This is a genomic window from Mesorhizobium salmacidum (SeqCode) (assembly GCF_037179605.1).
Taxonomy (GTDB): Bacteria; Pseudomonadota; Alphaproteobacteria; order Rhizobiales; family Rhizobiaceae; genus Mesorhizobium; species Mesorhizobium salmacidum.
Window position 1 is genome coordinate 217733 of sequence record NZ_JAPYKS010000005.1, and the last position, 19756, is coordinate 237488.

17 protein-coding genes are annotated in these 19756 nt (G+C 63.0%); 5 read left to right on the forward strand and 12 right to left on the reverse strand.

Annotation, left to right across the window (positions count from 1 at the left end; genetic code table 11):
- Nucleotides 1-95 precede the first annotated feature (95 nt).
- On the reverse strand, nt 96-1292 hold the full coding sequence (locus tag O7A60_RS09255) for an acyl-CoA dehydrogenase (protein WP_337105978.1): 1197 nt from the start codon (nt 1290-1292) through the stop codon (nt 96-98).
- 99 nt (nt 1293-1391) lie between these two features.
- Here O7A60_RS09255 and O7A60_RS09260 point away from each other — a divergent pair, with 99 nt between their 5' ends.
- Entirely contained in the window at nt 1392-2303 is a 912-nt protein-coding gene (locus O7A60_RS09260; protein ID WP_337105979.1) for a LysR family transcriptional regulator, read from the forward strand.
- Here the strand turns inward: O7A60_RS09260 and O7A60_RS09265 are convergent, their stop codons facing one another.
- The 8 genes from O7A60_RS09265 to O7A60_RS09300 all read right to left on the reverse strand — a co-directional run bounded on the left by O7A60_RS09265 (nt 2304) and on the right by O7A60_RS09300 (nt 12943).
- Nucleotides 2304-4628, reverse strand: coding sequence for a Tex family protein (locus O7A60_RS09265; protein ID WP_337105980.1), 2325 nt, complete (start codon nt 4626-4628; stop codon nt 2304-2306).
- Nucleotides 4629-4754: 126 nt separating this feature from the next.
- Nucleotides 4755-5936, reverse strand: a complete 1182-nt coding sequence (locus O7A60_RS09270; protein ID WP_337105981.1) for a serine hydrolase domain-containing protein — start codon at nt 5934-5936, stop codon at nt 4755-4757.
- A 32-nt stretch (nt 5937-5968) separates the two neighbouring features.
- The gene (locus O7A60_RS09275) at nt 5969-7165 is read right to left on the reverse strand and encodes a serine hydrolase domain-containing protein (RefSeq protein ID WP_337105982.1); all 1197 of its coding nucleotides are present in this window, start codon (nt 7163-7165) and stop codon (nt 5969-5971) included.
- Between the two features lie 67 nt (nt 7166-7232).
- Nucleotides 7233-8261, reverse strand: coding sequence for an extracellular solute-binding protein (locus O7A60_RS09280; RefSeq protein ID WP_027144728.1), 1029 nt, complete (start codon nt 8259-8261; stop codon nt 7233-7235).
- Nucleotides 8262-8307: 46 nt separating this feature from the next.
- Complete coding sequence (locus O7A60_RS09285; RefSeq protein ID WP_337105983.1) at nt 8308-9120, reverse strand: ABC transporter permease; 813 nt, start codon at nt 9118-9120, stop codon at nt 8308-8310.
- The gene (locus O7A60_RS09290; RefSeq protein ID WP_051442737.1) at nt 9113-10042 is read right to left on the reverse strand and encodes an ABC transporter permease; all 930 of its coding nucleotides are present in this window, start codon (nt 10040-10042) and stop codon (nt 9113-9115) included. The genes O7A60_RS09285 and O7A60_RS09290 overlap by 8 nt, the downstream gene beginning before the upstream one ends.
- Nucleotides 10042-11142, reverse strand: a complete 1101-nt coding sequence (locus O7A60_RS09295; RefSeq protein WP_337106060.1) for an ABC transporter ATP-binding protein — start codon at nt 11140-11142, stop codon at nt 10042-10044. The genes O7A60_RS09290 and O7A60_RS09295 overlap by 1 nt, the downstream gene beginning before the upstream one ends.
- Before the next feature lie 127 nt (nt 11143-11269).
- Nucleotides 11270-12943 (reverse strand): amidohydrolase, encoded by a 1674-nt coding sequence (locus tag O7A60_RS09300; protein ID WP_337105984.1) that lies wholly within the window; start codon nt 12941-12943, stop codon nt 11270-11272.
- Nucleotides 12944-13202: 259 nt separating this feature from the next.
- On the opposite strand from O7A60_RS09300, the gene O7A60_RS09305 reads away from it, so the two are divergent.
- Together O7A60_RS09305 and O7A60_RS09310 are read left to right on the forward strand one after the other, a co-directional pair.
- Complete coding sequence (locus O7A60_RS09305; RefSeq protein ID WP_337105985.1) at nt 13203-13856, forward strand: TetR/AcrR family transcriptional regulator; 654 nt, start codon at nt 13203-13205, stop codon at nt 13854-13856.
- Between the two features lie 83 nt (nt 13857-13939).
- Nucleotides 13940-14971, forward strand: coding sequence for a histone deacetylase family protein (locus O7A60_RS09310; protein ID WP_337105986.1), 1032 nt, complete (start codon nt 13940-13942; stop codon nt 14969-14971).
- 67 nt (nt 14972-15038) lie between these two features.
- On the opposite strand, the gene O7A60_RS09315 is transcribed toward O7A60_RS09310, so the two are convergent.
- Nucleotides 15039-16232, reverse strand: a complete 1194-nt coding sequence (locus O7A60_RS09315) for a TMEM43 family protein (protein WP_337105987.1) — start codon at nt 16230-16232, stop codon at nt 15039-15041.
- Between the two features lie 505 nt (nt 16233-16737).
- On the opposite strand from O7A60_RS09315, the gene O7A60_RS09320 reads away from it, so the two are divergent.
- Nucleotides 16738-17448: a helix-turn-helix transcriptional regulator gene (locus tag O7A60_RS09320; protein WP_027144736.1), complete on the forward strand. Its 711-nt coding sequence runs from the start codon at nt 16738-16740 to the stop codon at nt 17446-17448.
- A complete protein-coding gene (locus O7A60_RS09325; protein ID WP_140712694.1) occupies nt 17445-18215 on the forward strand; it encodes a helix-turn-helix transcriptional regulator in 771 nt (256 codons plus the stop codon). The genes O7A60_RS09320 and O7A60_RS09325 overlap by 4 nt, the downstream gene beginning before the upstream one ends.
- 24 nt (nt 18216-18239) lie before the next feature.
- On the opposite strand, the gene O7A60_RS09330 is transcribed toward O7A60_RS09325, so the two are convergent.
- Complete coding sequence (locus tag O7A60_RS09330) at nt 18240-18674, reverse strand: hypothetical protein (RefSeq protein ID WP_027144738.1); 435 nt, start codon at nt 18672-18674, stop codon at nt 18240-18242.
- Nucleotides 18671-19753 carry a flagellar biosynthesis protein FlhB gene (gene flhB / locus O7A60_RS09335; RefSeq protein ID WP_027144739.1) on the reverse strand — a complete coding sequence of 361 codons (1083 nt, stop codon included), beginning with the start codon at nt 19751-19753 and terminating at the stop codon, nt 18671-18673. Before flhB ends, O7A60_RS09330 begins: the two co-directional genes overlap by 4 nt.
- Nucleotides 19754-19756 lie beyond the last annotated feature (3 nt).

Consider the following 19756-nt stretch of genomic DNA (forward strand, 5'->3'; position numbering starts at 1 on the left):
AGCGTTTCAAACGATTTCGCTGAACCCTGACACATCCGGCCGCCATTCTCCAAGCGGATGTTGCGGTGCACCTAAATTAAACGGCTATCAAACCCTTAGAAGAACGCCTGTATCCCCGTCTGCGCCCGTCCCAGGATCAGTGCGTGCACGTCATGCGTGCCCTCATAGGTGTTGACGGTCTCCAAATTCTGCGCGTGGCGCATGACATGGTAGCCGATCTGGATGCCGTTGCCGCCATGCATGTCGCGAGCCTGGCGGGCGATGTCGAGCGCCTTGCCGCAATTGTTGCGCTTGACGATCGAGATCATTTCCGGCGCCATTTTGCCTTCGTCAAGCAGACGCCCGACGCGCAACGAAGCCTGCAGCCCCAAAGCGATCTCGGTCTGCATATCGGCGAGCTTCTTCTGGTAGAGTTGCGTGCCGGCCAGCGGCTTGCCGAACTGCTTGCGGTCCAGCCCATACTGGCGAGCGCGATGCCAGCAATCTTCCGCCGCGCCCATCGAGCCCCATGAGATGCCGTAACGGGCCCGGTTGAGGCAACCGAACGGTCCGCCGAGCCCCTTGGCGTTGGGCAGCAGTGCTTCCTCGCCGACCTCGACGCCTTCCATCACCACTTCACCGGTGATCGACGCCCGCAGTGACAGCTTGCCGCCGATCTTCGGCGCCGACAGCCCCTTCATGCCTCTTTCCAGCACGAAACCGCGAATCTCGTCCTTGCCGTTCTCGCCCTTCAACTTCGCCCAGACGACGAACACATCGGCGACCGGCGCATTGGAAATCCACATCTTGGAGCCGGTCAGCTTGTAGCCGCTGGCGGTCTTTTCCGCGCGCGTCTTCATGCCGCCGGGGTCGGAGCCGGCATCCGGCTCGGTCAGACCGAAGCAGCCGATCCATTCGCCGCTGGCGAGCTTCGGCAGGTACTTCTTGCGTTGTTCATCCGAGCCATAGGCGTAGATTGGATACATCACCAGCGATGACTGCACCGACATCATCGAGCGATAGCCGGAATCGACGCGTTCGACTTCCCGCGCCACCAGCCCGTAGGTCACATAGTTGGCGCCGAGGCCACCGAACTCCTCCGGGATATTGATGCCGAGCAGGCCAGCCTCGCCCATCTCGCGGAAGATCGCCGTGTCGAAAGTCTCGTTGAGATACGCCTCCTCGATGCGCGGCGCGAGCTTGTCGGCGGCAAAGGCCGCCGCGCCGTCGCGCACCATGCGTTCGTCTTCCGAAAGCTGCCCCTCGATCAGGAACGGATCTTCCCAGACGAATGCATTCTTGTCGGCGGCCATGGCTTGATCCTCAGAAGGGTGAAGCCCGGCTTATCGGCCCGTGGCCTGAAAAAATCAAACGAAATTGCTTCACCGATCAATGAGCGGTAGGAATGGATCATGAGTGTCCAGCGTCGCCTTCTGCCCAACATCAGCGCCCTTGCCGCCTTCGAGGCGGTGGCCCGGCTTGGCAGTTTCACCGCCGCCGCCCAGGAACTGGATCTAACCCAAGGTGCCGTCAGCCGGCAGATCAGCTTGCTGGAAGATCAGTTCGGCCGCCGATTGTTCGAGCGCGACAGCCGCAACGTCCGCCTGTCGACGGCAGGCGAAATCTACGCCGAGGCGGTACGTTCGGCGCTTGGCCAATTGCGCGACGCAGCGCTTGGATTGATGAGCAATCGGCATAGCGGCATCCTGAACCTGGCCATATTGCCGACCTTCGGCACGCGCTGGCTGATGCCGATGATCCCCAATTTCGTCGAAAGCAATCCCGACATCACCATCAACTTCGTCACGCGCGTCGGCCGGTTCGACTTCGCCAGGGAGAGGTTGGATGCAGCCATCCACTACGGCCTGCCGGACTGGCCGGACGCCGATTCGACACTGCTGGTGCGTGAGACGGTGGCACCGGTGGTGTCGCCCGAGTTCCTCGCCGGCCGCGCCATCGCCACGCCGTCCGACATCGGTCGTTTGCCGCTGCTGCACATGACGACGCGCCCCGGCGCCTGGACGGAATGGTTCGAGCATCAGGGACTGAGCGCGCCGACCGGGCCGGGCATGCAGTTCGAGCAGTTCGGCACCGCCGCCCAGGCCTGCATGGCGGGGCTCGGCGTGGCGCTGTTGCCGCTGCTCCTCATCGCTGGCGAATTACAGCGCGGCCAGCTTGTGCCCGCGCCCGGCCAGCCGATGCAAAGCCGCAGCGCCTATTACCTCGTCATTCCCCACGACAAGCGCGGCTATCCACCGGTTGCCAGCTTTCGAGACTGGTTGCTGGGCCAGCTCGAGAAGGAGCCGGCTGTTCTGGCGTGGTAGCTATTTCCGCTTCAGCGCGTCCGCCAGCGCGGCGCCGAACGCACCTTGCTGTGCCGGCCGCTCGGGCTGGCGCTGCGGCGCCGGCGAGCGTGGCGCCGGCCTGCCGCCGCCATTGTCGCGCGGCCCGCTCCTCGGCGCGCCGCCCTCGCCGGCATCCCTACGCATGGAGAGCGCGATGCGCTTGCGCTTGATGTCGACATCGACGACGCGCACCTTCACCACGTCGCCCGCCTTGACCACCTCATGCGCGTCCTTGATGAAACGGTCAGCCAGTTGCGAGACATGCACCAGCCCGTCCTGGTGGACGCCGATATCGACGAAGGCGCCGAACGCTGCGACATTCGTGACAGTGCCTTCCAGCAGCATGCCGGGCTTCAAATCCTTGATGTCGTCGATGCCATCGGCGAAGGTAGCCGTCTTGAAGCCGGGGCGCGGGTCGCGGCCGGGCTTTTCCAGCTCGGCAAGAATATCGCGCACCGTCGGCAGGCCGAAACGCTCGTCGACGAAGACGCGCGGGTCGAGCGCCTTCAGCGCGGCGCTGTCGCCCATCAGCGAACGCACATCGCGGCCGCAGGCGGCGACGATCTTCTTGGCCACACCATAGGCTTCCGGATGCACCGACGAGGCATCGAGCGGCTCGCTGCCATTGGCAATGCGCAGGAAGCCGGCGGACTGTTCGAACGCGCGCGGCCCAAGCCGCGCCACCTTCAGCAGGTCCTTGCGGCTGGCGAACGGGCCGGTCGCATCGCGATGCGCGACGATCGCCTCGGCAAGCGACGCGCCGAGGCCCGAAACGCGCGCCAGCAACGGTGCCGAGGCGGTGTTGAGGTCGACGCCGACCGCGTTGACGGCGTCCTCGACGACAGCCTCCAGCGAGCGGCCGAGCCGGTACTGGTCGACATCGTGCTGATACTGGCCGACACCGATGGATTTCGGCTCGATCTTGACCAGCTCAGCCAGCGGATCCTGCAGGCGCCGCGCGATCGACACCGCGCCGCGCAGCGACACGTCGAGGCCGGGAAATTCGGCCGCCGCCGTCGCTGAGGCCGAATAGACCGAGGCACCCGCCTCGCTGACGATAACCTTGAGCGGCTTCGGGCCTGGCCCCGCTGGCATGTCCGACAGCATGTCCGCCACCAGCTTCTCCGTTTCGCGGCTGCCGGTGCCGTTGCCGATCGAGATCAGCTCGACCTTGTGCTGGCGGATCAGCGCGGCAAGCTCGGCCTGCGTACCACGCACATCGTTCCGCGGCGGGAACGGATAGACCGTCGTCGTCGCCAGCAGCTTGCCGGTGCCGTCGACCACCGCAACCTTGACGCCGGTGCGGATGCCGGGATCGAGCCCCATCGTCGGCCGCGAGCCGGCGGGAGCCGCCAGCAGCAAATCCTTCAGGTTGCGGGCAAAGACATGGATCGCCTCTTCCTCGGCCCGCTCGCGCAGGTCGCGCATCAGATCGAGCGTCAGGTGCAACGACAGTTTTATCCGCCAGGTCCAGCCGGCGACCTCCATGAGCCAGCGGTCGCCCGGTAGGCTGGCGCCGATGGCGTAGGCATTGGCGATCATCCGCTCGACCGGCTTCACCGGTGAGGCATCGTCGGCGTCGACCTCGATATCGAGCGACAGCACCTCTTCCTTGCGGCCGCGCAGCATGGCCAGCGCGCGGTGGCTTGGCGCCGTGGACCAACGCTCGACATGGTCGAAATAGTCCGAGAATTTCGCGCCGGCCTCCTGCTTGCCGTCGACCACCCTGGCGCGCAGGAAAGCGCGCTCCTTCATGTAGCCGCGCAGCTTGCCGACCAGATCGGCATTTTCGGAGAACTGCTCCGACAGGATGTCGCGCGCGCCATCGAGCGCCGCCTTGGCATCGGCCACCTCTTCGGTGACATAGGCGAGCGCGACTTCCGCGGGCACCAATGAGCGGTCGTTGAGAATGGCTTCGGCGAGCGGCCCCAGCCCGCGCTCCCTGGCGATCTCGGCCTTGGTGCGGCGCTTCGGCTTGTAGGGTAGGTAGATGTCTTCGAGCTCCGCCTTTGTGGCCACCGCCCCGATCTTCGCTTCGAGGTCTGGCGTAAGCTTGCCTTGCTCGCGGATCGAACCCAGGATGGTGTCGCGGCGGGCGTCGAGTTCGCGCAGATAGACGAGACGCTCGGCAAGGTCGCGCAGCTGCGTGTCGTCCAGCCCGCCGGTCACCTCCTTGCGGTAGCGCGCCACGAACGGCACCGTCGCCCCCTCATCGAGCAGTCCGATCGCCGCGGCCGCCTGTTCGGGCCGCGCCTTGATTTCGGCTGCGATGATGGCTGCGATGCGCTTGATGTCGGATGCCATGTCGTTCCCACTCTCGTCGAAAAGAGCGGCGACCATAGGCGCAGAGATCAGGTCCGCCAACCACCGCGTTTTCAACGGCGGCGGAGGTCCACAGGAAAGCGCGGGCGATTGGATTGTCCGGGCTGGTCAGACCATGCGGCTCAGCACTTCGAAAAAGGCAACGATTTCGAGGTCCAGTGCATCGTCGACCGGCTCCGGCTGCGACGACATCTTGGCGATGACCACTTCGGTCCTGGGATCGACGTAGAGCCACTGGCCATGGATGCCGATGCCGCAATAGGCGCCATTTTCCAAACCGGTCTGATACCATTTGTTGCGGTAACGGCCTTTCGGGAACAGCGGCAGCATGGCACCGCGCTGCCAGGCTTCCGAGCTGCCGCCGGTGCTGGTGGTGTCGCGCACCCAGGCCTCGGGCACGATGCGGCGGCCATTGGCCTTGCCGCCTTGCCGCATCATCTCGCCGATGCGCGCCAGGTCACGCGGCGTCACCGAAATGCCGCCTGCGGTACGTGCCGTGCCTTCCATGTCGACACCGACGGAGGCCTCGCTGACGGCCCCAAGCGGCAGCCACAGTTTTTCGCGCATCAAGTCGCAGAAGCGCTGCCCTGAAGCGCGTTCCAAGAGAAGGCCGAGCAGGTCGGAATTCGGCGAACGGTAGCGGAAGGTCTGGCCATGCGGCTCGGCAAGCCGCTGCAGGGTCTGGATGAATTCGCGCAGGCTTTCGGTGCCGCCGCCAGGGTTCCACAGCGTCGCGCGGCGATAGCGGACAAAGGCGCTTTCCGGATCGAGATAGGCCTCCTCGAAATCGAGGCTGACGCTCATGTCGAGCACATTCCGCACGCTTGCATCGCCATAGGCCGAGCCGGCGGCTTCGGGGATGTATTGCGTCACCGGCGCTTCAGGGTCGAACACCCCCTCGTCTTCCAGTATGCCGGCGATGATCGCGGTCACCGACTTGCTGATCGAGAAGATGATGTGACGCGCGCCGAACTCCATATGCGGCGCGAACCAGTCACCAATGATCTTGCCGCCTTTCATCACCGTCAATGCGTCGGTGCTGGAGCGGACGAGAAACTCGGCCACCGTCTCCGGCGCGCTCGCGACCGTGACCTTTTCCCCGAGCAAGCCGCCCAAGTCCCGCACAGGAGCCTCGATGACGCCCGGCGCCGCTGCCACGCGTGCCGTCGGCACCAGTTCGCCGAGGTTCTGGAATGACCACCGGTTGAACGGGGCCACGCGCCAGTTGGCGAGCAGCACCTCGTTACGGCCGAATCCGTATCGTGTCTCGAACGCGGTCTTGCCTGCCATCGCGTTTCCTATCAGTCCATTGTTCTTGAAGCTCAGCTAAGCGCCGCTGCGATGGCGTGCACGGCCTTCAGCGTTGCCACGGAATAGGCCATGTTGCTGAAATCCGGGTAGGTCGACAGCTTCACCACCACCATTCCTGTGTTCCAGTCGATATGGATCAACTGTCCAAACACGCCCCGGCACATCAGTGCGCGCGAGTTGGGATCCTCGATCCAGAACTGGTTGCGATAGCTGCCCTCGGGCAGGCTGGCGGAGAAATCCGGACCATGCTTGCCAGTGCGCGTCGCCTCGATCCAGTCGGCCGGCACGATGCCGCCGCCATTGTCGAGGATCAGCTGGCCAAAGCGGGCGTAGTCGCGCAGCGTCGCGTTGAAGCCGCCATCGGCCAGCGCATAGCCGGCGCCGTCGACGGTGAAGCAGGCGCTTTCGTCGGCACCGAGCTTTTGCCAGAGTTCCTCGGAAACCAGCTGCGCCAGCCGCTTGCCCGTCACCCGTTCCATGATGAAGGCGAGCACATCCGTCTCGATCGAGCGATATTCGAACGCAGCCCCATGCGGGCGCACCGTCTCTTTCAAGCCCAGGATCAGCTCGAACATGTGCGAGGGCCAGCGGAAATCCGGATCGCTGCCCGGCGGCACCGGCTTCCAGCCGGTGGCGACATCGACCTGGCCGATGTCGGAATAGCGGTCGGTGTATTCCTCTGAGAACCGCACGCCGGTGGTCATATCAAGCACATGCTGGACGCAGGCACCGGCCCAGCCGGTCGCGTTGAGTTCCGACAGGTAGTCCGTCACCGGCTTCGCCGGATCGATCAGGCCCCGCCCGGCCAATATGCCGAATACCGAGCCGGTGACGGACTTCGCCATCGACTGCGACAAATGCAGCGTGCGCTCGGTCATACCGTTGAAGTAGCGCTCATAGGCTATCCTGCCGTCCTTGAGCACCAGGAAGCCGTCCGTATAGGTCTCGTCGAGCAAGCCGGCGAGCGTCGAAGGCCTGCCCTCGCTGTCCTTGACAACCAGCGCGTCGAGATCGACCTCGGCCCGTTCGAGACGATGCCTATGGCCATTGCCGCGCCATACTTCGGCGGTCGGCAGAATTTCCCTGATGTGCTGGAAAGCCCAGCGGTTCCAGGGCGGCCTGTCCCAGTCGAGCTTGGGGGGCGCCATGGCGGGCGGCGAACCCTGCATGATCGGCGGCCGCGGATCGGAATTGCGATAGGACGTCATCGAACCTCCTCCCGTAAGCGCGAAGAAGGGAGGCCGAAGCCCCCCTTCCGCTGGATTTTTACCGACGCTACTTGCGCAGGTTGGTCCAGATCTTGTTGTAGATCTCCACCACTTCCGGCGGGCATGGCGGTACGAATTCCGCGGCCGGAGCGCCGGCCGGCGGGTTGATCTCCGGCGAGTTGGCAAAGTCGGGCGACAGGAACTTGTGGCTGCCGGCAATGCCATTGTCATAGCCGGCAAACTCGGAGATCAGCGCCGCGTTTTCCGGAGCCATGATGAAATCCTGGAACAGCTTGGCGTTTTCGAGGTTCTTCGCGCCCTTCAGCACCGCCACATTGTCCATCCAGCCCTCGATGCCTTCCTTCGGATAGGCATATTTGATTGCCGGGATCTTCTGGCGCGAGCGATAGGTCGCACCGTTCCACTGTTCGGTCACGATCACGTCGCCCGAGGTGATCTTGGTGATCGTGTCATAGCTGAAGGTCTTCCAGGATGGCTTCGCCGCCGTCAGGATGTCGTTGATCTTTTTCAGATTGGCCTTGTCGGCACCGCAGCGTGGCACGCCGGCATAGCGCTCGGCTGCGTGCATGACGGTGTTGACGTCGTCGAGCATGTTGATCTGGCCCTTCAACTCGGCGGGCGGGTCGAAGAGGATCGCCAGCGTGTCGATGTCGCCCTTGAACTTGTCCATGTTGACCGAGAATGTCGTGGTGCCGAACTGCCACGGCGCGGTGTAGTGGCGGCCCTTGTCCCAGTAGATGTCGACGAAGCGCGGGTCGATGTTCTTGCCGTTCGGCATTGCGTTGGGCTCGGTCTTTTCGAGCAGGCCCTCGTCGACCATGATCTTCACGGTGTAGTCCGACGGCACCACGATGTCGTAGCCGGAATTGCCGGCGCGCACCTTGGACAGCATGGTTTCGTTGGAATCATAGTCGTCCAGCGTCACCTTGACGTTGTACTGCTTCTCGAACTTTTCGATGAGTTTGGGGTTGGTGTAGTCGCCCCAATTGTAGATGTGCAGTTCGCCGTCGGCGAGCGCGGGCACTGCCCACAAAAGCACGGCCGTCGAAACGGCCGCCATCAGTTTTCTAGACATTTTATGTTCTCCTTTTTGCCTACCCATTTATTCAGTTGGCGCGCCATCATTTGGAGCGTCTGCGCGCGATGAGGAACGACACCGAGACGAAGAGGATCGAGACCAGCAGCAGGATCGTGGAGATGGCGTTGATCTCCGGCGTCATCGGTCGCCTGATCTGGTTCCAGATGTAGAGAGGCAGCGTCGTCTGTCCGGGTCCCGCGACGAGCTGCGTGATGGTGAAATCGTCGAAGGATACGATGAAGGCCAGTGCGGCACCCGACAGAATGCCGGGAACGAGCAGGGGCAGCGTGATGCGCCGAAAGGCATGCCACGGCGTGGCATAGAGATCGGCCGCCGCGGATTCGAGCGTCAGATCCATGTCCTCGAGACGCGCCCGGATCGGCATGTAGGCGAAAGGAATGCAAAACACCGTATGGGCAAGGATCAGGTTGCCGATGCCGAAATTCAGCCCGAAGGCCCCGGCGATCAAGGCGAAGAAGGACAAGGTCGCCACCGCCGTGATGATCTCGGGGACCATCAACGGCAGATTGATCACCATGAAGGCAGCCGAGAGCCCCCGCCACGGCTTCACCCGTGTCATGCCGATCGCCGCCAGCGTGGCGCATATCGTCGAAATGATCGTTGCGCTCACCGAGATGATCAGCGTGTTTTCGGCGGCTGCGTGGAATTCCTCGTTGAGCAGCGCACTGCCGTACCAGGTCAGGCCGACGCCTTCCCAATGGGTTACCAGCGAACCCGTGTTAAACGAAAACACCATCAGGATCAGGATCGGCACGTAGAGCACGCCAACGCAGATGATGGCGATCGTGCGGAAACCCGGCTGGTCCTTGATGTCGATCGTGCGGGGGTCAGCCATGCTGGATCTTCCCCGACGTGTTGCGGACGTAGAAGTAGAGGGCTACCAGCACCGCGGCCATCAGGATCAGCGCCTGGGCACAGCCAAGCGGCCAGTTGCGCCCGGAGCCGAACTGCTGGGCGATGAGATCGCCGATCATCAGGTGGATACCGCCGCCAAGGATCAGCGGCGTCACATAGGCTCCGAGAGCCGGAATGAAGACGAGCAGGCAGCCTGCGATGATGCCCGGCAGCGACAGCGGAATGATCACCCGCCAGAGAACTTGCCGGCGTGTCGCGTAGAGGTCGTTGGCGGCCTCGACCAGCCTGAAATCGAGCTTCTCCAGGCTGGCATAGAGCGGCAGGATCATGAACGGCAGAAACGAATACAGCAGGCCGAGCTGAATGGCGAAATTGGTGTAGAGCATGGTGATCGGCTTTTCGATCACGCCAAGCCCCATCAGCACATCGTTGATCAGGCCTTCATCGCGAATGATGAACATGATGGCCAGCGTACGCACCAACAGGTTCGACCAGAACGGAATGGTGATCAGCAGCACCCACCAGTTACGCTGCGCCGGGGTTCGCGTCGCCATGAAATAGGCGGTTGGAAAACCAAGCAGCAGGCAGATGACCGTCGTCACCACCGCAAACAGGAACGAGCGCAGGTAGATGATCAGGAAATCCGGCGTGAACTGCAGCGTGTCGTCGAAAATATCGCGCTGAAACAGGAAGTTCAGATAGGCGTCCGTCGAAAACTTCCACTGCACGCCGCCATAGGGCGCGGCCGCGAGAAACGAATAGATGCAGATGATCAGCAGCGGCAGCACGCCGAACACGCCGATGATGATCAGCGCCGGCATCGACAGCAGGCGGTGGCGGCGGCTGGCAGTCCGTGCCGCCTTGGCTTCGAACAACGCGGCCTGGGAAACAGCGTTTGTCATCAGTCCCTCAATATCCGCGCGCCGCCATCCTCGAAAACGATACCGACCTTGGCGCCCGGCTCGAATGCCACCGCGCTCGACCGGCTGTTCTGATGGCGCACGATGAAATCGTCACCGCCATCCAGCTTCACGTGGTAGTGGGTGTCGGTGCCGAAGTAGACGACGTTGGACAAAGTTCCGGCGACCGTGCCCTTGGCCGCATCGGCAATCAGATCCGCATGTTCGGGCCGCACCACGACCGTCACCTCCCCGGAAGGTTCGAAGCTGTCGGGGAACCCCGCCGCCACCATCGCGTCGGAAGCGATCTTTACGGTGGCGACACCGGATTTCTTCGACACGACGGTGCCCTTCAGGAAATTGGTTTCGCCGATGAAGTCGGCGACGAAGCGCTCGGCCGGGCGGTCGTAGATGTCGTGCGGCGAGCCGACCTGCAGGATCTTGCCGGCCGACATCACCGCGATGCGGTCGGACATCGTCAGCGCTTCTTCCTGGTCGTGGGTGACGAAGATGAAGGTGATGCCGGTCTCGTTCTGCAGCCGCTTCAGCTCGATCTGCATCTCCTTGCGCAGCTTGTAGTCGAGCGCCGACAAGGGTTCGTCGAGCAGCAGCACCTTGGGCTGCGGCGCCAGTGCCCTGGCCAGCGCCACGCGCTGCTGCTGGCCGCCGGAGATCTGGCTGGTGCGGCGGCCGCTGAGCGCCTCCATCTTGACCAGCTTCAGCATCTCGCCGACGCGCGCCTTGATCTCGGCCTTCGGCTTGCCCAGCATTTCCAGGCCAAAGCCGATATTGTCGGCGACCGTCATGTGGGGGAACAGCGCATAGGACTGGAAGACGGTGTTGACCGGCCGCTTGAACGGCGGCAGCGGCGCGATGTCGTGGCCATGGAGCAGGATTTCGCCGGCGCTTGGGAAATCGAAGCCGGCTATCAGCCGTAGAAGCGTCGTCTTGCCGCAGCCGGAAGGCCCCAGCAGCGTGAAAAACTCATTTTCGCGGATTGAGACGGACACAGTGTCCAGCGCGGCGACTTGCGCCTCCCCCGTGCCGAAAACCTTGCGCACACGACGGACTTCGATCGCATTCTTACCCGGTTGTTCCGGCACGATTACCCCATTGAGAAAGCCTGCTCTTTGCGGCAGGTTTCGTTCCTGTTCGATTGTCATCACATGGCGGCCAGCTTGGCAACTGCGTAACTGAACCTGGATTCAGAAGGCAATTCCCATGCCACCGTCAGGCTTGGTATGTCACCTTGCCGCCGCAGATCGTCGTCACTGGCCGAACCGTATGCAGCGCTTCAGGCGCCGTCTTCTCGATATCGGCCGAGAGCACCACCAGATCGGCCAGATAGCCCGGCTTCAGGCGACCTTTGCGATTCTCGGCGAATTCGGCATAGGCACCCTCCACCGTATAGGCCGCAAGCGACTCCTGCAGCGAGAAACTCTGGTCGGGATCGCCTTCTGCCCATGGTCTGCGCAGCACTGCCGCTTGAATGCCCAGGATCGGATCGACGGGCGACACCGGCCAGTCCGAAGCGAACACGACGCGCGCGCCGGCCGTCTTCAGCGTCCGCCAGGCGTAGCTCAGCGGCCATTTCTTGCGCCCGATGCGTGACAGCGTCGGTTCGAGCGGAAAGTTCAGGGCGCCTGGCGGATGCGGCGGCTGCATCGATGCGATGACGTCGAGTTCGGCAAAGCGCGGCACGTCGGCCTCAGTGGTCACTTCGATGTGCTCGATGCGATGCCGGCTGTCACGCTTGCCATTTGCCTTCCGCGCCGCCTCATAGCCGTCGAGCACGGCGCGCACGGCGCCGTCGCCGATCGAATGCACCGCGATCTGCAGGCCGCGACGATCAGCCTCCACCGCCACTTGCGCGAAATGCTCGGGCGAAAACAGCGGCTCGCCGACCCAGTCCGGACGATCCGCATAGGGCTCGACCATCACCGCCGTCCATGAATCGAGCACGCCGTCGTAGAACACCTTGACCATGCCCGACGACAGCCACTCCGATTTGTAGGTCGAAGCCATCATCGATGCTTTTTCAAGCGCGTCGAGACCCATGAAGTTCTTGAAGTGGAAAGGAATTTGCGTACGGCACAAGAGCCGCCCTTCCTGTTCGAGGCCGGCAAGCAGTTCAAGCTGGTAAAGGTTGCCGTCCATGTTCTGGATCGAGGTGATGCCATGGCGGGCGCACCATTCCAGCCCGCGATGCATCAGGTCGCGGTCGGCCGCGAGTTCGTCGGCGGACGGATAAGGGTGCGGTTCCTCGCCCGCCAGCCCGAGCCGCGTCCGGTTCTGACCGTAGAACTCCAGGATCGGACCGAACGCCTCGCCTTCGCGCAATTCGCCCGACGCCAGTCCATCGGCGCCCATGACGATCTCGTTGCCCGGCCCCACTTGCTTGCCGTGCAGCAGGCCGGCCTCTTCCAGCGCCTTGGTGTTCGCCCACATGGTGTGATGGTCGGAGGCCGACATGGCGAAGGGACGGTCGGCAATGATGCGGTCGAGATGGTGGCGCGTAACCGGCTCGGGCAGGATCGCATAGTCGACGCCGGCGCCCACCAGCAATTTGGCATTCGGCCGCTTGGCGGCGTAGGCCTGGATCGAATCGCGCAAGGCATCGAAGCCACGCACGCCCGCCAGGTGCAGATTGTCGAGTTCCGCCGCGCCGCCGAAAAGATGCATATGCGCTTCGATGAAGCCCGGGATCACCGAACCGCCCTTGGCGTCGATGACCTTGGTACCCGATCCCTTGAACTCTTCGATGGCGGTGCTGCTGCCAAGGGCGATGATGGCGCCGTCCTTTACGGCAACGGCCTCGGCGGCGGGATTGTCACCGTCCATGGTCAGCACACGGCCGTTGACGACAATCAGATCCGCACCATCACCCGCACCCGTGACCGACATCGCGACTCCGCGTTTTTTGACGACTGACCGAGACCGGCAAAGCTCGCGTCCAACGACCTGCACACCACGGCGCGGCGCTATCGGACAACGAATGATGCCAGTGCGCTGTCTTCGAAATTCCCCTTGTTATCCCAAGAGACAGCGTGGATAAAGAATGCGACTGATTATTCGCGTTTGTCAACATGCCGGATTTGGAATGTGTTGTGGACAGAAGCGCTTCGCTTGTGTTGGGACCAGGCGGGAACGAGGGCATCAAGCAGTGAAGCGCAGTCTCGACCGCAAAACCAGGATAGCGCTCGAGCCGCGCAAGCAGCCGCGGCAACAGCGGTCCAGCAAGGTGGTCGACAGGATTCTCGACGCGGCGCTGATCCTGACGCGGGAGCAAGGAACCAAGACGCCGACGACGCTCGCCATCGCGCAGCGCGCGGGGCTGTCGGTCGGCTCGATCTACCAGTACTTTCCAAACAAGGAAGCCATTCTTCTGGATCTCGCCCGGCGCTGGCTGTCATCCTTTCCCGAGGTGATCGCGAGGCGCATCAAGGTCGCCCCGCCCACCAGCCGCGAAGAGTTCCGGCGGGAAGTGCGCAAGCTCTTCATCGACACATCGAAGCTCTATCTCGAAAACGCCACCCTGATGCCGGTGATCGAGGCCATCTCGGGCAATGCGGACCTGCGGCCGATCCAGAACGAATATGACGACCAGATCATCGCCCTCTATGCCGCATGGCTGCAGCATGTGAACCCGGCACTCGAAGGCAAGATCGCCAGCCGGCTCGGGGTGGTGATGATGGAGGTCGGGCATGCCTGCCGGCTCGTGGGGCTGAAGAAGGACCGCAGGACATTCGACCTCATCGAGGACGATGTCGAAACCATGTGGCTTGCTCTGCTGAGCCCCTATCTCAATCTTGGCTGACCGGTTTCAACGCAATTCCGGACGGAAAGCCGCTTCACGCCGTTCCTGGAATTGCCTTAGTTGCGCACTTTGAGAGGAATTTCATGAAGACTGTCTATTCACCGCTTCACGCCGGCCATGCCGGCCAAATGGAACTGGTTACCTCAGCCATCGTGCCCGGCTTTGAAAAGCCCTCGCGCGCGGAGTTCATCAAGGCGCGGGTCGAAAGCGAGAAACTCGGTCCGATCATAGCGCCGGTCGAGCACGACCTTGCCTCCGCCAAGCGCGTCCACAGGGCCGACTACATCGACTTCCTGCCAACCGTCTGGCCGCAATGGGTGGAATCCGGCTTCACGGGTTCGGCCATGCCCTTCACCTGGCCGACGCGCGGCCTGCGCGGCGACGTTCCGCCCAAGCGCATCGATGCCCTGCTCGGCTACTATTCCTTCGACGGCGGCGCCACCTTCGTCGAGGGCACCTGGACCGCGATCAAATCGTCCTTTGACGTGGCGCTGACCGCAGCCGGCCTGGTCAAGGACGGCGAGAGATCGGCCTTCGCGCTCTGCCGTCCGCCCGGCCACCATGCCGGTGCCGGCTTCATGGGCGGCTATTGCTACATCAACAACGCCGCGGTCGCCGCGCAATGGTTTCGTGACCAGGGTGCCAAACGGGTCTCGATCCTCGATGTCGATTATCACCACGGCAACGGTACGCAGGAGATATTCTATGATCGCGCCGACGTGCAGGTTCTCAACCTGCACGGCGATCCGATGGTCGAGTATCCCTTCTTCCTCGGCCATTCCGATGAGCGCGGCGCGGGCGCGGGCGAAGGTTTCAACATCAACTATCCCATGCCCTTCGGCACCGGTTGGGATGCCTGGAATGCCTCACTCGAGGATGCCTGCGCCAGGCTCGCCGCATACGCGCCCGACATCGTCGTCGTCTCGCTCGGCGTCGACACCTTCGAGAAGGACCCGATCAGCCAGTTCAAGCTGAAAAGCCTCGACTATCCGAAGATCGGCCGGCGCATCGCCAAACTCGGCCTGCCGACGCTGTTCGTCCAGGAAGGCGGCTATGCCGTCGAGGAGATCGGCATCAACGCCGTCGGCGTGCTGACCGGCTTCGAGGATCGGTAAGACTGCCAGCAAATCCAGGCGAGCAACGACAGACAGTAAAAGGGCGCGCGGCCGCCCTCTTTACAAGCTACGTTGCGATGCCGGTGCTCGGCGCGGCCATTGGCGTAGCTGCCCTGCGTGATCGTCCGAGATAGTAGACCGCCGCCGCCGCGACGACGCCGACCGCCAGGATGGCCGCTGCCAGAACCGGCCGATACCAGAACCAGGCAATCGCGATTGTCGTGGCGCCGACCAGGATCGCCAGGAAGAAAGCGATGATGCCGGTTCCCATCCGCGCCATGCCGCCAAGGAACGGGATCACGTCCAGGATCACGCCGATCGGGCTGAGGAACAGCGCAAAGCCGATGGTCAGCAATAAAAGGCCGGCAACGCGCAGCAGCCAGGTAATCAGCGTGTTGGCGCTGACCGCCTCGGCGAACATCTTGTCGGCCGGCACCGAGCCGGTGTCGACCATCAGCAGCGCATCGCCCGCCTGCGTCTGGTAGGGCTCGAATCGGCTGCCGGCCTGGCGCGCCACGATGCTGACCACGCCGAGCGGCGCCAACTCGTAGCCGATACGGTAGTCGCCTAGCGAAGGCGTCGTGTTGTCGCTGCCGAGATAGATCTTGCCATCGACGATGCTGAGCGGCCTCGTTCCGGTGTAGGCGGCCTTGATCGCGGCTGACTGGCTGGCCGACAACGAAAGACCCTTGTCGCCGTCGATGCGATCCAGCACCGGCGTATCGAGATCGAAAGCGCCAAGCTTGCCCTGTGGAATCTGAAAGGCACGGCTGTGGATCGCCATCGGCGGATTCTGATGGCCGTCGGGCTTCTTGAAGTCCGACGAGTCGATCTGGCTGTCGTCCCACACCTTCGAATAGCTGTAGGTCGTCTCCGTCTCCTCGCCGCCGCCAAGCTTCTTGGTGGTTTCCGATTTGGACTCTTCCTTCCACTGATACATCTCGACGCCGCGCGACAGGCGCAGCCCTTGCGCCGTGATGCCGAAATCCGGATCCGACAAGCTGCTGTCCGCCGTCACTGGCCCGCTGACATGCACCAGTTTGCCTTCATTGGCGGCATCGGAACTATCAGCCTCCACCGAGACCACGGCACCAGAGCCCTCGGCCAGCGAGCGCGCCGTCTGCACCGCACGGCCTTCGTTCCAGAACAGCCCTATCACCATCAGCACGATCAACAGCAGGCCGAAGATAACCCCGCCGACCGCGCGCTTGATCCGCCCGAACCACGAGATTGAAGTAACTTCCCGAAATGAATCGCTCATTGTTTCCCCCGAAACCAACCTTGCCAAGACCCGAGTAGCGCCGCAGCGGACAACCGCATTCCGCGCTGCCGACCTTGCGCTCGACTGCCGGGGGTACCCACCCCTTCGGCACGAGCGAAACTACCGCAACGGGCCGGACGCTGATATGGCCCACGCGCACAGTCCCGGTATTTTCGCGCCTCAATGGCTTCGAAAGCTCCCCTGAGTCGCAAGCAGAGTCCCCCAGATTCGATTTTGTCAAATCGCGTTTGATGTCGGATTCATCTGCGGGTAGATTAGACCCGAATCAGCCGGTCCTCGGGGGGCGCGGCGACCACCCAAAGTCTCACGTTCCGGACTTCTCCGGCGCCAGACGCGGATGTCTTCGCGTTCCCTGAATGGATTCCGTCTGATTGGGCGCGGCCCCGCGCCTCGTGTGTGTCTCGTAAAAGTAATGCGTTTTCGGGTTCGGCGGCTGGCTCTCCAGCAACCGGACATCAGCATCGATTCCGGCCAAAAGCAGCAGATGAGCAGTCCCGCCGCGCCTCTTCAATCCGATACATTGGGCTCGCGCCTGACGTCGCGTGGTGATCTCACCAGCTTCTTCATGGAGCTGACCGCCGAGATCGGCGCCGACAGCTACATGCTGGTCGCCATCGTCCATGACCAGGACCGCAACGATGCGCGTATCGTCTCCTCGAACTGGATCTTCGACGCCATCGAGCTGATCGGCAAGCGGCTGATCGCCGGTCTTGCCCAGGGACCCCTCACCGCCGCACCCGGTATCCGTCCGACACCGCTGGTGGCGGCCCAGGCGCCGGATGCCGACGGGCTGGTCTCGGGTGAAGAGGCCCGGCTGCTCGACGTGCTCGGCCATGCCGAGATCTATTCACTGCGGCTGAATGTCGGCCGTCAGCGCCTGTTCGCCTTGTTCTCGGCGGCGGCCGCCGGCCGGATCGACCAGCCGGCGCTAATGAAGGCGCAACTGAAATGCTGCTACGCGCTCTCGCACATTCCGCAGTTGATCGCCGCCGCGGCCATGCAGGATCCGCTGTCGGACCGTGAGCGCGAATGCCTGTTCTGGGTCTCGGAAGGCAAGACCACCGACGAGGTGGCCGTCATCCTCGGCGTCTCCTCAAACACCGTCAACAGCTACATCACCCACGCCATCCAGAAATTCGCGGCCAGCAACCGTGCGATGGCCATCGCCACGGCGATCAGGAGTGGCATCATTTGAAACACACCGAGATCAAGGACGCCGCGGAAGCCCTTTTCAACGAGCAGCGTAGCCCTTTCGGCGCCTTCTCGCTGGGATCCGAAACACATCACGCCGTCACCATTCCCGATGCGGTGCGCCGCTGCCGCTGGATATCAGTCGACATCAACGCCTCGGCCTTCGGCCTGTTCTTCGTCAGCCCGTCGCCGGAGCGCGCCCGGCTGGTCCCGTGCTTTGATTCCGATTATCCCAGCGTCGCGGTGGCGTCGAAATTCATTTCAGGCGCCAATGGCGAGGAGATCGTTCGCCATAGCCGGATTTCGACCGAGCCGCGCTGGTGGACGGATGATGGCGTGGCGGCGATGGCCGACATGTTCGGCAATCTGGCCTGGACCGGACAGATGGCGCCGCTGACACCCGGATCGAGTGGCATTGCCTTTCCCGTCCATGCCGATCGCGGCCAATGCGGCCTTGTCGTCTTCCTGGGATCGGAGATCGCGCTGCCGCAGGATGCGCTCTACGAAATCCACGCTCGCTGCTTTTCGCTGTTCGCCGCCGTCGCGCGGATGCGTCCGGGCGATGTCGGCAGAATGCGGTCGATCTCCAAGCGCGAGCTCGAATGCCTGAAGCTGACCGCCAATGGCAACACCAGCGAGGAGATCGCGCGGCTCCTGAAACTGTCGGTGCACACCGCCAACCAGTACCTCACCCAGTCGACCCAGAAGCTCAACGCCGTCAACCGCAACCAGGCGGTCGCCAAGGCGCTGCGGCTGGGACTTATCGAGTAGCCGCTATCGGCTGACCGAAGCGCTTTAAAACGCCAGCGGTTCGACCTTGCGGATACGAGCCTGTTCGATCACCGCCTCCAGCAGCGCCGTATTGTGCTGGGGGTCTTCGCCCGGTTTTTCGAACGACACGTAATTGACCACGACCGTGTTGCCGGTCTCGCTCAGCGTCAGTTGGAAATAGACGGTCACGCCGGGTGGCCTGAGCTCCAGGTCGAGCACGATGCGTGGGCTGCCGCTCCAGTCGACATGCGCCTCGCCGCCATGGCCGAGCCGCAGCGTACCCGGCATGAAGAACAGCTCCGCCGCTGAATCGACCAGATCCGACAGGCAGGCGAAATGCTCCAGCCGGATGAAGGCGATATAGTCGGCGACGTCGATCAGCCTGAGTTCCACCACCACCTGCTCGATGGCGCTGGCGACGATGATCTCGCGGGATTTTGCGTGCGGTTGGCGGTTCATGAAATCTGTCTGCGCTCAGCCTTTTTCGAGTAGACGATCCGCACCAGTTCGGCGACGGCCTGGTAGAATTGCGACGGGATCACATTATCGACCGAAACTTGCTTGTACATGGAGCGGGCGAGCGCCACGTCCTCGAAGATCGGGATGTTATGCTCCTTGGCGATCTCGCGGATTTTCAGCGCCACGAGATCCTGCCCTTTCGCCACCACGAGCGGCGCCGAGTCCTCGTCGCGCACATATTTCAGCGCGATCGAGAAGTGGGTCGGGTTGGCGATTACAAGCGTCGCGCGCGGCACCGCCGTCATCATCCGCTTGCGCGCCCGGTCTCGCGCCAGCGAGCGCAGCCGCGACTTGACGATCGGATCGCCCTCGGACTGCTTGAACTCGTCCTTGACCTCCTGCTTGCTCATGCGCAGGTCCTGCTTCCAGTGGAAGCGCGACCAGACGATGTCGATCGCCGCGATCAGTCCCATGACGAAGACGATCGCCACAAGTATGTCGACGGCGATGCCGCGGATGACGAGGCCGAAAGCAACCGGATTGGTGATCATCCCGGCAAGCAGCTTGCGGTGATCCTCCGACAGCGTGAAGGTGAGCACGGCGATGGCAAAGCCGACTTTTGCGAGGGACTTCAGGAACTCGACCCAGCCCTGGGCGCCGAACATCCGGTTCCAGCCCTTGACGATCGAGATGCGTGACATCTGCGGCCTGATCCGCTCGCCGACGAATTGCGGCATGTTCTGCAGCACCGAGGCGCCGATGCCGGCAACGGTGAGCAGCACCAGCAAGCTGAGTACGGCGCGGCCCACTTCCAGCATGACGAGCTTGTAGAGCGCGATGACATCGGTCTCGGTGTCCATCGGCCAGGCTTCGGGCTTCTCGAGGAACATCGACAGGAACATGCCGAGCTCGACGATGGCGTCCTTGGCATAAAAGACCGTGAACACCAGTATGGCGACAAAGGAGGCCAGGATCGCGGTCTCCCTCGAATGGGGCAATTTGCCCTGTTCGATGGTGTCGCGGATCTTCTTTTCCGTCGCCTCTTCGGTTTTCGAGTCCTTGTCGACGGCGTCGGACATGCC